Source organism: Sphingopyxis sp. Root154 (genome assembly GCF_001427105.1).
In the GTDB taxonomy this organism is placed as follows: Bacteria; Pseudomonadota; Alphaproteobacteria; order Sphingomonadales; family Sphingomonadaceae; genus Sphingopyxis.
The window spans coordinates 406,751-419,733 of sequence record NZ_LMGI01000001.1; the positions used below are offsets into that span (position 1 = coordinate 406,751).

At 62.8% G+C, this 12,983-nt stretch carries 12 protein-coding genes and 1 pseudogene; 2 read left to right on the forward strand and 11 right to left on the reverse strand.

Annotated elements, in window-relative coordinates; all coding sequences use genetic code 11:
• Positions 1 to 7 precede the first annotated feature (7 nt).
• Positions 8 to 2,326: a TonB-dependent receptor gene (locus ASD73_RS01755; RefSeq protein ID WP_156407307.1), complete on the reverse strand. Its 2,319-nt coding sequence runs from the start codon at positions 2,324 to 2,326 to the stop codon at positions 8 to 10.
• Between the two features lie 196 nt (positions 2,327 to 2,522).
• Between ASD73_RS01755 and ASD73_RS22970 the strand changes: the two genes are divergently transcribed.
• The gene (locus ASD73_RS22970) at positions 2,523 to 2,711 is read left to right on the forward strand and encodes a hypothetical protein (protein ID WP_056369672.1); all 189 of its coding nucleotides are present in this window, start codon (positions 2,523 to 2,525) and stop codon (positions 2,709 to 2,711) included.
• 227 nt (positions 2,712 to 2,938) lie between these two features.
• A pseudogene (locus ASD73_RS23515) lies at positions 2,939 to 3,289 on the forward strand (hypothetical protein); the annotation flags it as partial.
• 444 nt (positions 3,290 to 3,733) lie between these two features.
• Here the strand turns inward: ASD73_RS23515 and ASD73_RS01775 are convergent.
• The 10 genes from ASD73_RS01775 to ASD73_RS01825 form a co-directional block, all read right to left on the reverse strand.
• The gene (locus ASD73_RS01775) at positions 3,734 to 5,098 is read right to left on the reverse strand and encodes an MFS transporter (protein WP_056369668.1); all 1,365 of its coding nucleotides are present in this window, start codon (positions 5,096 to 5,098) and stop codon (positions 3,734 to 3,736) included.
• 29 nt (positions 5,099 to 5,127) lie between these two features.
• Positions 5,128 to 5,424 (reverse strand): hypothetical protein, encoded by a 297-nt coding sequence (locus ASD73_RS22910; protein WP_056369666.1) that lies wholly within the window; start codon positions 5,422 to 5,424, stop codon positions 5,128 to 5,130.
• A gap of 72 nt (positions 5,425 to 5,496) precedes the next feature.
• Positions 5,497 to 5,832 (reverse strand): monooxygenase, encoded by a 336-nt coding sequence (locus ASD73_RS01785; protein ID WP_056369664.1) that lies wholly within the window; start codon positions 5,830 to 5,832, stop codon positions 5,497 to 5,499.
• Between the two features lie 49 nt (positions 5,833 to 5,881).
• Positions 5,882 to 6,673: a TetR/AcrR family transcriptional regulator gene (locus ASD73_RS01790; protein WP_156377253.1), complete on the reverse strand. Its 792-nt coding sequence runs from the start codon at positions 6,671 to 6,673 to the stop codon at positions 5,882 to 5,884.
• Between the two features lie 638 nt (positions 6,674 to 7,311).
• Positions 7,312 to 7,794 carry an aromatic-ring-hydroxylating dioxygenase subunit beta gene (locus ASD73_RS01800; protein WP_056369660.1) on the reverse strand — a complete coding sequence of 161 codons (483 nt, stop codon included), beginning with the start codon at positions 7,792 to 7,794 and terminating at the stop codon, positions 7,312 to 7,314.
• A complete protein-coding gene (locus ASD73_RS01805; protein WP_056369658.1) occupies positions 7,791 to 9,083 on the reverse strand; it encodes an aromatic ring-hydroxylating oxygenase subunit alpha in 1,293 nt (430 codons plus the stop codon). The genes ASD73_RS01800 and ASD73_RS01805 overlap by 4 nt, the downstream gene beginning before the upstream one ends.
• 32 nt (positions 9,084 to 9,115) lie before the next feature.
• Complete coding sequence (locus ASD73_RS01810) at positions 9,116 to 9,847, reverse strand: SDR family NAD(P)-dependent oxidoreductase (RefSeq protein WP_056369656.1); 732 nt, start codon at positions 9,845 to 9,847, stop codon at positions 9,116 to 9,118.
• On the reverse strand, positions 9,844 to 10,173 hold the full coding sequence (locus tag ASD73_RS01815) for a Zn-ribbon domain-containing OB-fold protein (RefSeq protein WP_056369654.1): 330 nt from the start codon (positions 10,171 to 10,173) through the stop codon (positions 9,844 to 9,846). Before ASD73_RS01815 ends, ASD73_RS01810 begins: the two co-directional genes overlap by 4 nt.
• Complete coding sequence (locus tag ASD73_RS01820) at positions 10,170 to 11,360, reverse strand: thiolase family protein (RefSeq protein WP_056369652.1); 1,191 nt, start codon at positions 11,358 to 11,360, stop codon at positions 10,170 to 10,172. The genes ASD73_RS01815 and ASD73_RS01820 overlap by 4 nt, the downstream gene beginning before the upstream one ends.
• On the reverse strand, positions 11,357 to 12,979 hold the full coding sequence (locus ASD73_RS01825; protein ID WP_056369650.1) for an AMP-binding protein: 1,623 nt from the start codon (positions 12,977 to 12,979) through the stop codon (positions 11,357 to 11,359). The genes ASD73_RS01820 and ASD73_RS01825 overlap by 4 nt, the downstream gene beginning before the upstream one ends.
• Between the last annotated feature and the right edge of the window lie 4 nt (positions 12,980 to 12,983).

A 12,983-nucleotide genomic window follows, 5' to 3' on the forward strand; every position in this document is an offset into this window, starting at 1 on the left:
GTTCATGCTAGAGTCCGAAGTTGTACTTCAGCGTCACGCCATAGGTGCGCGGCGGGGCATATTGCACGATGTCGCCTTGCGGCTGCGAAAACAGCGACTGGGCATAATCCTCATCAGCCAGATTGCGAACGAACAGGGACATTTCCAAATTCTTGTCCGGCGCCACCCAGCTGATCGCGGCATTGACCATATGATAGGCTTTCTGCCGCAGCCGCTGATCCGGCTCGCCCACAAACCCGTCATTATAGGTGTAAGTGCCGTTCAGCCTGAAATCGCCCATCTCGCTGGGAACGACATAATCAAAACCCAGCGACCCTACGAAATTGGGAGAAAAAGGCAGCCGGTTGCCCTTGGCTTCAAAGGTCGAGAAGGTCGTGCCGCCGACTACTGGCGTCGAGGTGCTGAGCAGCGCGGTGGGGAACGACAGATATTTTGTCCGCAACAACGAGCCCGAGGCACGAAGCGTAAGCCGCGACGAAACCGCCGCTTCGGTATCGACGTCCAGTCCGTAAAGCCGCGCCTTCGCACCGTTGTAAACGGTCAATATACCGCCGGTCAGGGCCTGAACCTGAATGTCGCTGTAATTATAATAGAAAGCGCTGCTATTGAAGCGCAGCCGCCGATCGAACAGATTTGTTTTCAGCCCCACTTCATAGGCATCGATGGTCTCCGGGCGATAGGAAGGCGCGGTCGGGCTGGCGTTGGAAAGACCGCCGCTCTTGAAACCGCGGTTATAGGAAACATAGCCAAGGATATCCGACGTAAAATTGTGATCCAGCGCCAACCTGGCGGTCAGCGCCTTGGCCGACTCGCTGTCGTTGTTGGTCGGGTTGTCGATCACCGGCCCATCGGCGAAGGGAATCGAATAACCGACCAGGCGGATGGTCTGGGCAATATCGGCATCGCGCTGTTCCCACGAATAGCGCAAACCCACGGTCAGCCTGGTCGTGTCGGCCAGCCGATATGTGCCCTGGGCATAAACCGCCTGCGAACGGGTGCGATTTTCCGAATCGATGGTGATATTGACCGGGGTAAACCACGGGCCCCACAGCCGGACCGGATAATAGCCCGAGGTTTCCCAGAACAGATAGCCACCTGCGGTCCAGGTCAGCGGCCCGCTGCTATCCGACGCCAGCTGGATTTCCTGGCTCCACTGTTTGTGCTTTTCCTGGATCCGCAGGTTCGAAGCGAATGCCGGGTTCGAGGTGAGCTGGCCGTTGAACTGGTTGTCGTTATCGCTCTCCCGATAGGCGGTGATCGATTTGGCCACGAAAGATCCGGCATCATATTCAGCCGTCAGCGACAAGCCACCCGATTTGACGAGGCCCCGCGGGTCGTACAGCCCATCACTGTCGCGCGGATCGACACGTACCGTGCCAAAGCCGCCCAGCGGAATGCTCCCTTCGGGGGTAGTGAAGTTCGTGCTGTAGCGCATCCTTTGATAATCGCCCGCCAGCGTGAAGGTGAAATCATCGCCGGGCGTGAGCTTGATCTTCGAACGCAGCGATATCGAACGCCGGAAATCGACATCGCTGCCGGTCGCCAAATTCTGAGAATAACCGTCGCCCTGATCCGAAAAGTTGAAGGCGAAATCGGCTGCAATCACTTCGGAACCGCCAGTAATATAGCCGCTGGCGCTGACCGTGTCGTAATTGGCATAGCCGATGCTGACATTGCCCGAGAGTTCGGCTTTGGGGTCGAGCGTGCGGATCTGGATAAGGCCGCCGGTGGCGTTGCGGCCGAACAGGGTGCCCTGCGGACCGTTGATGACCTCGACCGAACGCACATTGCTGAGATCGGATATGCCGCCAACCGGCTGGGCAATATAAACCCCGTCGATATAGATTGCCACGGCGCCCTCGATCCCTGGCCCGTTACCCAGGGTGCCGACCCCGCGCAAACGCGGCTGGAGATAAGTTCCGGTCGAAGCCATATTCAGGCTTGGGGCAAGCAACGGCAGATCGGCAGCGTCGCGGATCCCTGCCTTCGCCAAATTATCTCCCGAAACTGCCGAAACGGCGATCGGCACATCCTGCAGCCTTTCGTTCCGCCGCTGCGCCGTCACGACGATGTCGCCGACTTGCGGCGGACTGTTGGCGTCCTGCTCTCCACCAGAGGCATCCGGCGCCTGGGCCAAGGCGGATGTCGCCATCAACAACGGCAGAAATCCGAGATATCCGGCTGTTCTTTTCATTTTCTCTCCCCTTGGTACGAAATGCCTGTCGAAAATTGTTCGGCCCAACGGGTGCAGCGCCCCACCAGCCCGCCGGGATTGACCTGGTCGTTCTTCATCCTCGCCCTGTTCAGCGGCACCATCGTCTTGCAATGGGCAGCGACGTCATCGGCGGTCGGCGCTGCGAAAATGATCGTGGCATCCTCGAACGTCATTAGCGGTTTTCCCCGGGCGAACTGCGAATCTACCTGCACCACATTTGTTATGTTGTAGTGTTCACCTAACAACTTATGACCCAAGCTGTCAACGAGGCAAGTATGACGATCGCATCATCGGTACGGAACGCGGGATGACCCGCTTGATTGCCGCACCGCTGCACCGGGACCGTCTTGGAATTGCCGGGGGTCCTATCCCTGGGGGCATCCAGCACGTCGGCCGCATCCGCGCGATCCGGGAGGCGCCCAGCAGCGATCTGCCCACTTTGATGCGCGAAAAGTGCGTCGCGATGCTCGAGCAGATTGGTGAGCGCAATGGCTGAAGTGATAGGAAGACGGCAAAGATCAAGGAGCTCGAAGCCGCCACACCTATTTCGAAGCGATTGCAGACCACACCCGGCATCGGCCCGCGAGTAGCAATGGGATGGAGACCTTCGCATCTGAGATGGCGAGCCTTCACAATGGCCGTGACCTTGCGGCGTGGATTGAATTGCCGTGACAGTTTTCATCAGGCGGCAAGGAACGGCTCGGGCGGAACAGCAAGGCCGGACAGGCCCACATCCGGCAGACGCTGATCATTGGTGCCATGTCGCAATTGAACTGTATGGGGCGCAAGGCGATCCGGGAAAGCTCTATGGCCGGCGCGCATGGTGGCCCGCAAGCCGCGCATGTTGGTCACCATCGCACTAGCCGACAAAATGGCGTGCCAGATCTCGGCCATGCTGACAAAGAACGAAGACTACAAGAATCCGATGCCGGGATACCAGGCTACCCAGGCAGGCTGGATGAAAAGGGTGCGAGACGGCGACGACCATTTGGTAAAATTATCGAACAGATCAGGATCAGGAAAACCAGTTCAGGGCGCGGAATGATCACGCGCGCCAATGAGATTTGCACCTGATCGGCATCTTGCGGACGCCGATCCGGCGCCGGATCGACAAGGCCAACAAGCAGATCAAGGGAGCGAAAGAGGAACTCGGCCTTGTTGACGTCCGCGGCATTGTCTTCCTCGTCTATGACATCTTCCGTAACGCCCCTCCGGGCTTCGTGCTGGATGTCATTCGATGCGTTCTAGGCGAAAAGGACCGCCATCGCAGCGTCGACGCGGTCATCTACATCACCAACCATTGTGTCGTGACCGCCGAGAGCTCCTTCGCGGGCCGCCTTGGGCACCCGCCTAAAAAGAGATATCATCCGATAAGCTGGCCGAGTTCATCGACCGGCTGGGGAGCCAGTGGGGCAACTTCATGGAAGACAAGATCGGACCATTTGACGGTGGCTGGAAGGGTGACACCATCGACTGCCACCGCGCTCATGTCGTCACCGGTATCAATCACGTTGAACGCTACGAAGGCGATGACTGACCTGCGTCAGACCTTGTCACAGTTCCGGCCGCGGGCTTCGGCGCTCCGATGAAGAGAACCGCGAGCGCGGCCAGAACTGCGAAGCCGGCAAAGGCCCCCGTGATCTCGGCGATGTTGCCGCCAGTCGTGGCGAGAAGCGCCCCGCCGATCGTTGGACCGGCGATCGCGCCGATCCGTCCGACCCCGAGCGCCCAGCCGACCGCGCTGGTGCGCATAGGCGCCGGATACCAGGCGGTGATCCATGCCGTCAGCACGAGGGTCGTCGCGACGGTGCCATAACCGACCAGCGCCGCAAGCATGTATGTCATCGCTGTGCTCGCGGCGTGGCCGAAGGCCATGATGCCGAACGCAGCCAGTGCGTAGGATACCGACAGCGTGAAGCGGTTGCCGAGCCGGTCGGCGATCCAGCCGCCCGCAATGCCGCCGGCAGCGCCCGCGAGGCTGAACGTCGCGAGCATGCCGAGGCTCGACCCCATAGCCATGCCTTGGTCGCGCATGATGCGCGGGAGCCAGTTGCCGAGGCCATAGACGAGAAGCAGGCCGATCGCGATCGCGACCCAAAAGGCGATTGTCGCGCGGGCGCGCCCGTCTGCGAAGAGCGCGGCAATGCCGCCTCTCGACTGAATGGGCGCGGTGGAACTCGGGGCGCGGGCATGGTCCGCGAGCCGTTCAGCGGTTTCTGGCGCCGCGCCGAAGGCGACGCCGGCATCGACCGCTTCGGCGCGCTTGCCCGACCGGGCGAGCTGCTCGAAGCTGCGGGGCAGCGCGCGCCACAGGAACGGCGCCATGACGAGCGGTATCGCGCCGAGCCAGAACAGGCTCCGCCAGCCCCAGTGCGGAATGACTGGAATGGCAACGAGCGCGACCATCATGATGCCGAGCCCGTAGCCGCTATACATGAGGCCATAGTTGCGCGCGCGGTTGGCGAGCGGCGAATATTCGATGGTCAGCGAAGCCGAGAGGGGGATCACACCCCCCATTCCGATGCCGCCGAGAAGGCGGAACAGGCCGAACATTTCCGGCCCGCTACTGAGCGCGCAGCCGATCATCGAGACGCTGAAGATCACGACGCAGAGCGCGAGCAGGCCGCGCCGTTCCATGCGCTCTCCCAGCGAACCCATCAGCGGGGCGCCGATCATCATGCCCGCGAGCGCGCAGCTTGCGAGGAATCCGAGGCCCACATCGCCGATCGCGAAGGCGGGATCATGAGAGAGCGATAGGATCGCCGCTCCCATGACCCCGACGTCATAGCCCTCGGCGAGAATGGCGAGGCCGCAAAGTAGCAGAACCTTGCGGGTCGTCGCCGGAGATACGTGATCCCCGATTTCACCGGTGACGGCGTTCATTCGATCGTCTCCCTCATTCGATCGTCTCCCTAGCCGCGATGCCCGCCGACCTCGAAATAGCCCTGGCCCTTGAGACGGCCCCAGATCTTTACGACGACGACACCGCCGCATTTCATCAGCTCGGCCTCGTCGCCGACCAGCAGATGGCCGTCGCCAAGCTGCCACTGACCGTTGGTCATCAGGTTCGGGCCCGCAAGCCCGTTCGTGTAGAGAAGGCTGTTGAGCGGCTCGAGCGCGCGCGTGCGGTCATCGCCGATGTCGAGGCGAGCACCGCGGTGCGTCAGGCCAAGGTCACTGCAGCGAAGCGGATGATCGCGCGCGTGCATGACGACCTCGGACTCTGGCCGCGCTAGCTGATCGGCGACACCGGTTATGGCTCAGCCGACGTGCTCGGCTGGTCACAGAGGTCGACTATACCGCTCGCGCGCCAGGCCGGGAGCCCCGGTCATGGCCGAGAGCTTGCTATTGACGTCGAAGTGCCACGAAACGATGTCCCGGACCCCCGCCTCGGCCAGCCGCGCGATATGCTTCTTGGCATAGGTCTCCGCGTCCGGGAGATTGGTGAAGAGATAGATGCCGCCGGCCCGCTTCGCGTCCTCATTCTCCGTCCAATATTTCCAGACCAGCGAGGGCTCGGAGGCGATGTCCCGGGCGAGGCCTTGAAATTCCTCGGCGAGCTGCGCGCCCCAGGGACCTTCGAAGGGGAAATCGCACTGGAAGATCGTCATCGTCATCTTGAATTCCTTTCCGCCACTAGGCGAGCATTCATGTCGGGTAGATTTGTCAGGATTCAGGCCGCCAGGCCCTCAGGAAGGCGTCGACCGCCTGCGCTGCGTCGCGCGCCATCTGGCCACTGTCGGGGTTATCCTGCATGCCGAAGAAGACACCGTGAAAAGATCCCGCCTGGCATAGGCCGAACAATTGCATGGCCGCGACCTGGGGATCGCCGTTCCGCAATTCGCCCTGCGCCATCTTCTCCCCGAGATAGGCCGCGCTCCTCGCCCTCCCCTTGGCGGGACCCCGTTCGTAAAACAGCTTGGCGACATGCGGAAAGCGCTGCGCCTCCCCGGCAACGAAGCGGTGCAATCCGATGACCTTCGGGGACAGGATCGACGCCAGCAGCGATATGGCGAAGCGCTCGAGCACCTCTGCGATCGGCTGATCGATCGGGAGCGGTGTCGACAGCGCTATCGCGTGCACGTCTACGATATCGTCGACCACGGCCGCTAACAGCTCCTCCTTCGAAGGAAAATAGCTCCACAAAGTGGTCTTGGAGCCGCCGACCCGCGCTGCAATCGAGGACATCGTCGTCGCTCCGAAGCCGGCATCGAGGAACGCCTCGCGCCCCGCATCGACATAAGCCTTCCGGCGTAGCGCAGCATTATCGGTGGCCCCCGCCTCCTCAGCCATCGCAAGCCGTTCCTTTCCGGCTTGCGGCCCTTCGGGAAACACGATGAGCCTCGCCCCGTCGCCTTCCGCCTCGTCGGTGAGCCCGGCCGCTTTTGTGACCGAAGCCATCGAATCTTCCGGCAGCGAAGCGGCCTGCACCACGGCGGCCTTGAAGCCCTTCGTCATGTCGTCCCCTTCCGATCAATCACTTAGCAATTTGGGTGACGCCTATCTTACCTGCATTTGACACTGATACCAAACTATTTTAAGCTCAAACTATCTAGCACAGAGGATGCTGTGGCCGAGGTCTATGCCCGCTATCGCGAGGACGTCGCGGGCTGCGCGAACGTCCAGGATACGCCCGAGTTTATAGCCATATTATCGCGGGCTCGAAGAGCTTGGCACCGGCGCGCTCTGGACCGTTGCGAACAAGATCGAACCGGTGGAAACCGGTTTCGACGTCAATCCCGATGATCTGGCATTGCCGCGATCTTCGCGAGGATGTCCTCGAAGCCCTCGAGCTGGTCTCGCCCGAAGAGGCGGGAAGACTGGTCGTCTGTCTTGAGAACAAGTGACGCGCCGATGTCGTGGCGGCCGTGGGATAGCTCTATTCCGGTCTCCAGGTGATGGCGCCCGGCGAATGCGCCGCGAGCCATCAGCACAGCGCGTCGGCGTCCCGCTTCATCATGTTGGGCCAGAGCGCCTTCACCAATGTCGATGGTCGGTCAAAGTCATCAATCGCACCGCCGGACGCAGCGCCTTCGCGGCCGGCGCCGCGCGCGACGCGTGGGAGAGTTCGGGACCGCGAGGCGTATCGCGCCCGATCACAGATAGAGGCTGATATCCCCATGCGCCGCATCGCAGTCGAGAAGTTCGACCCGTTTCAGCGCGATGCGCAGTTGTCCCTCTTGGATCACGAGCCGGTGCGTCACGAAAGCCTCGAAACGGGTTACACGTTCGCGCTGATATTCGGCCGCGATCAAGCGGGAACTTGCCGTAAGCGTGCCAGCGAGCGGATCGCTGGAATCGATGCGGACGTTGGCGACCATGCGCCAGCCACGCGGCCCACCCTGAAGCGAGAAAGCATTGCGATCGTCAAAGCGGCGGATGCGTACCTCCCGCAGCAGGGCGTCCTCATAGATCAGTGAAACATGGCGGAGGGGATCTTTCTGTCCCGGCTGCGCCGGAACCCAATAGATCCCGTCTGGCGTAAACAATTGATTCCAGGCGTTCCAGTCGCGGGCGTCAAGCAACCGCGCCTCGTCAACGAGAAAGGCTTCGACATCTGCAATGCTTGGCCCCCTCATAGCGCACGCTCCATATAATCGGTCCAGGCCCGATATTGGTTCCGGAACACCAGATCGCTCGTGCCGTTCGCCGACCATCCGCCGTCTTCGTTCGGTTCCTCCTCGCCAAGGTGACGATGCATGCTGACCCAGTCCGACCCCTGCGCGAGCAGGCCGCTCTGCAGGCGCTGATAGGCTTCATGATCGTCGGGCCCGACCAGATTGGCGGAGGAGTTGATGAGGTTGCAGTAGAGAATGGAACGCTCGAGGAGGGCGTCGGGCGCGCCTTTCAGACGAAAGGTCCAGGACTCGACCAACGTCCGGTCGACCGCGATCGGCTTGATCACCCGGATCGTCTGGATCGGACCCTTCAGCGTCAAACTGGGATAGATGATCGTATTGTGCCGGTTTACGGCAAAGATCGCGCGCGCGCGCTCCGCGCCATAGGCCGCGTCCATCGCCTCATTATATTCGTCGATTTCGGAATAGCGGGAATGGATGCTGCTCGTTCCGCCCGAGTAGCTGTGACCGTGCGGAAAAGCCTGCACGCCCATCTCCTCGAAAAATTCGTAATTGCTCGTGAAGGGGCCGAGGATTTCGATCGCCGCCGGCAGCTTTTCGTCCTTGCCGAAATGCCGCTTCGCGACCGTGCGCGCCGTGCCCGACGATGACATATGGGTGACCATCGGATGCATCAGATCGTTGAGATTCTCGACGAACAGCTTCCAGTTACAGCGGTGCATGTAACGCAGCACGCCGCCGGTGATTTCGAGTTCGCCCTCCGGCGAACGATCGGCCATATTGTCGATCGAGGAATCGACGCCGCGCAACCACGCATCGAATGGCGGCGCAGACGGGGCAAGGCAGGCAAAAACGAACCCGCGATACGCAGCGACGTTCGCGACCGCCTTCATGTTCGAATCGGGATTGTCACGCCCGAAACAACTGTTTCTGTAACCCTCCTCGAGGGGAATGGTGCGAACCGTCCCGTCCCGGTGGAAAATCCATCCGTGATAGGCGCAGCGAAAAAGCGGGGCGTTGCCTTGTCCGTCGGGGACAACCTGCGCGCCCCTGTGCGCGCAGCGATTGTACAGAAGCCGAACCTCGCCCTTGTCGCGTACCATCACCAACGGCTGGCCGGCCACGCTGGTCGTGACATAGTCTCCATCGGCCGGTATCTGGCTTTCGTGGCCGACGTAGATCCAGGTCGCACCGAATATCTGGAGCATTTCGCGCTCGAAGATCACCGGGTCGGTATAGACGCTGCGGTGGACGCGATCGGCTTCGACAAGCCCTTCGACGCTGGACATTTTCCCGTCTCCCAATTCGTTTCGAATAGCCATCACAAATGGATCTGGCCGAGGCTGGCGCCGCCGCAGACGAACAGGTTCTGGCCTGTGACAAAGTCCGCCGCCGGGTCGAGAAAGAAGCGGACGGCTGCGGCGACATCGCCAGGCCGCCCGATCCGGCCGACGGGAATCGATGCCGCGACGCGCCGCTTACGCTCGGAATCGGCGGGAATCAGTTCGTGGAACATGTCTGTTTCGACCGGCCCCGGCGAAACGACGTTGACGGTCACACCACGACCGGCGAGTTCGAGAGCCCAGGTCCGCGCCATTCCGACCATGCCCGCCTTGGTGGCGGCATAAGCGGTGCGCCCCTGCAGCCCGAGCGCGCCGCGCGAGGAAATCAGTACGATGCGCCCAGATCCGGCCGACGTCATCGCCGGCAACATCGCCTGGCCCAGATGGATGGCGGCACGAAGATGAAGATCGACGAGATAATCGAGATCGGTGTCCGCCACCTCTTCGAGCGGGGCGGGCCGAATGACGCCAGCATTGTGAACCAGGGCGGTGGCGCCGGACGCCGCGACATCCGCCCCGATCCGCCGAAGCTCGGTCCGATCGGCCAGGTCCGCCAATATCGTGTGGAGCCGCTCATGGGTGAATGCTGCTTCACCGCGAGAAATGTTGATCACCCGCGCGCCCTCGTCGAGCAGCGTGCGCGTGATCGCGGCGCCGATCCCGGCGTTGCCCCCCGTGACGACGACCGTCCTGGCATCCGTGTCGATCATTCCCGCTGTTCCTTTTCCGCGATGAAAATGGTCTGTTCTCCTCGGCGCGCGGCGCGGAGCACGACCGTATCGCCGGGTGCCGCGCCGGGGGCGAGAAAGGCGATCAACCGCACGCCGGCCTCGAGCGCGACGGTGCCGATCCTTAGCGGCAGTTCAGAGGCGAAGGCTGGATCGAGACTGCGATGGAGCTTCGTTTCGGCGATAAGGCGGCCCCGCCCGTGATCGTCGACCAGGCGGAGTTCGTCGGCCAGGCAGACCCGGCAAAGGTCGCGCTCGGGATATTGGCGCGCACCGCACCCTGCACAGGTCTGGAGCCGGATCGTCACGCTGCCCCCTCGACCAGCACGGCGCCGCTCGCCAGGCAGCGGTCGTAGGTAACCATGCCATAGCCGCTCGCAAGTGCGATGCGCGCACCGGGCACCTGCTGTCCCAGCGGCTGGTACGTCACTTGCCGCAGCGCCTCCACGACCGGCAAAAAGCCGCCCGCGGCCCCCGCCTGCCCGCTCGAAAGCTGCCCTCCGCAGGTGTTGTGCGGAAAATTGCCCTCGACGGTGAAATCGCGCGCGCGCAGAAAGGCCGGCGCCTCGCCTTGAGCGCAAAAACCGAGCCCCTCGAGCTGCAGGGCAACGATGACCGGGTAATCGTCATAGCTCTGCAAACAGCTCACATCCTCGGGACCGACCCCGGCCTGCGCGTAAAGGGCATCGCAGTCGATTGCCCAGCCACCACGTTCGGCGACCGGATCGTCGAAAAAGCCATTATGCCGCTCGATCGCGCCCCTGATGCGGGCATGCGGCAGCCCCATGGCCCGCGCGCGCGCCTCGTCCATTACCAGAAAGGCCTCGGCGCCGGCGCAGGGCATCACGCAATCATAGAGATGGAGCGGCTCGGCGATCGGGGGGGCGGCAAGATAAGCGTCAAGGCTCAGGGCTTTTCCGCCGAGCAATGCATTGGGATTATCCCGCGCGTTGACGCGCTGCGATACCGCGATGCGGCCGAAATCGGCGCGCGTAGCTCCGAAGCGCCGCATATAATGGTCGGTGATCAGTGCGAAAATGCCGTTCGGCCCGGCCCCGCCATAGGGATAGGCGGCCGTGCCGGAAAAGCGGCTGAAATTGCGGACCAGGTCGCCAAAGTCGCCGGGGCTGGCCGTGTCGCCGGCAATACAGGCGACGATCGACGCGTCGCCGTCCTGCACCGCGCGCGCCGCGCGGCGCAAGGCCATGACGCCGCTCGCGCCGCCGGTCGGCAACCACTCGATCCAGCGCGGCGACATGTCGAAATGTTCGGTGAGCGCAACGGTGGTATCGGGGCCGAGCGAGAAGGACGACACGGCGAGCCCGTCGACCGCCGCCTTGTCCAGGCCCGTCCGCTCGAGAAGCATGCGCAATGCGCTGCCGATGAACCAGTGTGCGGGCTGCTTAGCCTGCTTGACATAGGGCACGGTCACCGGACAGGCGACAGCGATGCCGCGATAATCGCGCGCGCCGCCCTGCCCGCTTCCGCCGATCATCCTACCGCCCTCAACCCGCGCTTGCGCGTTCGCAAATCATGCGCATTGCCGGTCGCGTGCAGCGCGCGACCCAAGGTACGGATTTCGCCGCGCTGCAGTTTCTGCGAAGCGGTGGTGGGGAGTTGATCGACAAATGCGACGTAGCCCGGCGCCTTGAAATAGGCGAGGCGATCAAGGCAATGATTGACAATGTCGGCCGCTAGCGTTGCGTCGCCAGCGCCCTCGGCCAGCAGGACCAAGGCCATCACTTCCTCACCGCGCAGTTCGTCCTCGACCGGGAGAACCGCGCAGGCCGCGACCGCAGGGTGCTGCATCAGCACGCCTTCGACCTCAACGGCGGCGATATTTTCTCCGCTTCGGCGAACGATATTCTTGTTCCGGTCGACGAAATAGAAATTGCCCTCGTCGTCGCGGCGCACGACGTCGCCGGTGTGAAACCACCCCCCGGCCCACGCCTCGTCGGTTGCGGCGGCGTCCTTGTAATAAGCCGTGAAGAAATGGAGGCGCGGATCGTCCCCGCGCGCGCGAACCAGCAATTCCCCCGCCTCGCCGTCTGCGAGCGCGTTTCCCTTGTCGTCGGCGACGCGCGCTTCGAGATGCGCGGGAGCCTTGCCGAAGCAGCGGGTGCCGACGTGCCGTGGCTCGCGATTGGCGGTGATCCATGCCGCCGCACCGGTCTCGGTCATCGCCCAAGCTTCGATCAGCGGAAAGCCGAAGCGCGTCTCGAACGCCGCGTGGTGGCGTGGGTCAACGCCGGCGCCGAAGCCAAAGCGCACCGGAAGTCCGCTCGCTTCGTCCTCGGCGCGCTGAAGCAGGATCGCCGGCATGACGCCCAGATAATGGATGACGCTCGCGCGCGTTTCGCGCACCGTGCGCCACCAGCGCGACGCGTGGAACCGGTCGAGCTGGATCAGGCAACTGCCTGTCATGATCGCGGCCATGAAAGAACAGGCGATGGCGTTCATATGGTTGACCGGCAAGGGCGTCAGGATGCGATCTTCGCCCTCGCGAAACGCGCAATATCCGCCCAGATTGGCGTAAAAATCACCGATCCAGGTGAAATAGGCATTGGACAGCACGCACCCTTTCGGTCGTCCCGTCGTTCCCGAGGTGAAGAGCATCGCAGCCTCATCGTCCGCGCCAGCTCTGCCATCGCGGACCGGACGCGATGCGGCCGGACAGCCATCAAGGCTCGCGGGCGCCAGCGGAACGAAACATAAGGCGATTCCCTGGGCGGTTCCGAAACCGCCAAAATGCTTCGGCCAGCTGACGACCAGGTCGAGATCGGCCATGCCCAGGATCGCGGCCAGTTCCTCGGCGCGCATCGCGCTGTTGATCGGAACAACGCTCGCGCCGAGTGCATTGAGCGCGAGCAAATGCAGAAAGAACTGGGGGTGATTGTCGAGCGCCAACCCGATGCGGTGGCCGAAGCCATATCCGAGAATCTCGTAGCGGCGGCGGAGCGCCTCGACCTCCTCCGCGGCGTCTCCGAAATCGCGGTCGAAAGCCTCGGGTGTCCCGATCGCGTCGGCGGGTGCGTGCAGGAAAGGACGGTCCCCCCAGCGCGCCGCCGCCGCCGCAAAAGTTGAATAGATCGAATCTTTTGCCTCGATTGCCATCGCG

Excerpts from the sequence above, each read along its gene's own strand:
- ASD73_RS22970 (WP_056369672.1), top strand. The coding sequence starts at position 2,523 with ATGACCCGCTTGATTGCCGCACCGCTGCACCGGGACCGTCTTGGAATT.
- ASD73_RS01775 (WP_056369668.1), bottom strand. The coding sequence starts at position 5,098 with ATGAACGCCGTCACCGGTGAAATCGGGGATCACGTATCTCCGGCGACG.
- ASD73_RS22910 (WP_056369666.1), bottom strand. The coding sequence starts at position 5,424 with ATGCACGCGCGCGATCATCCGCTTCGCTGCAGTGACCTTGGCCTGACG.
- ASD73_RS01785 (WP_056369664.1), bottom strand. The coding sequence starts at position 5,832 with ATGACGATGACGATCTTCCAGTGCGATTTCCCCTTCGAAGGTCCCTGG.
- ASD73_RS01790 (WP_156377253.1), bottom strand. The coding sequence starts at position 6,673 with ATGACGAAGGGCTTCAAGGCCGCCGTGGTGCAGGCCGCTTCGCTGCCG.
- ASD73_RS01800 (WP_056369660.1), bottom strand. The coding sequence starts at position 7,794 with ATGAGGGGGCCAAGCATTGCAGATGTCGAAGCCTTTCTCGTTGACGAG.
- ASD73_RS01805 (WP_056369658.1), bottom strand. The coding sequence starts at position 9,083 with ATGTCCAGCGTCGAAGGGCTTGTCGAAGCCGATCGCGTCCACCGCAGC.
- ASD73_RS01810 (WP_056369656.1), bottom strand. The coding sequence starts at position 9,847 with ATGATCGACACGGATGCCAGGACGGTCGTCGTCACGGGGGGCAACGCC.
- ASD73_RS01820 (WP_056369652.1), bottom strand. The coding sequence starts at position 11,360 with ATGATCGGCGGAAGCGGGCAGGGCGGCGCGCGCGATTATCGCGGCATC.
- ASD73_RS01825 (WP_056369650.1), bottom strand. The coding sequence starts at position 12,979 with ATGGCAATCGAGGCAAAAGATTCGATCTATTCAACTTTTGCGGCGGCG.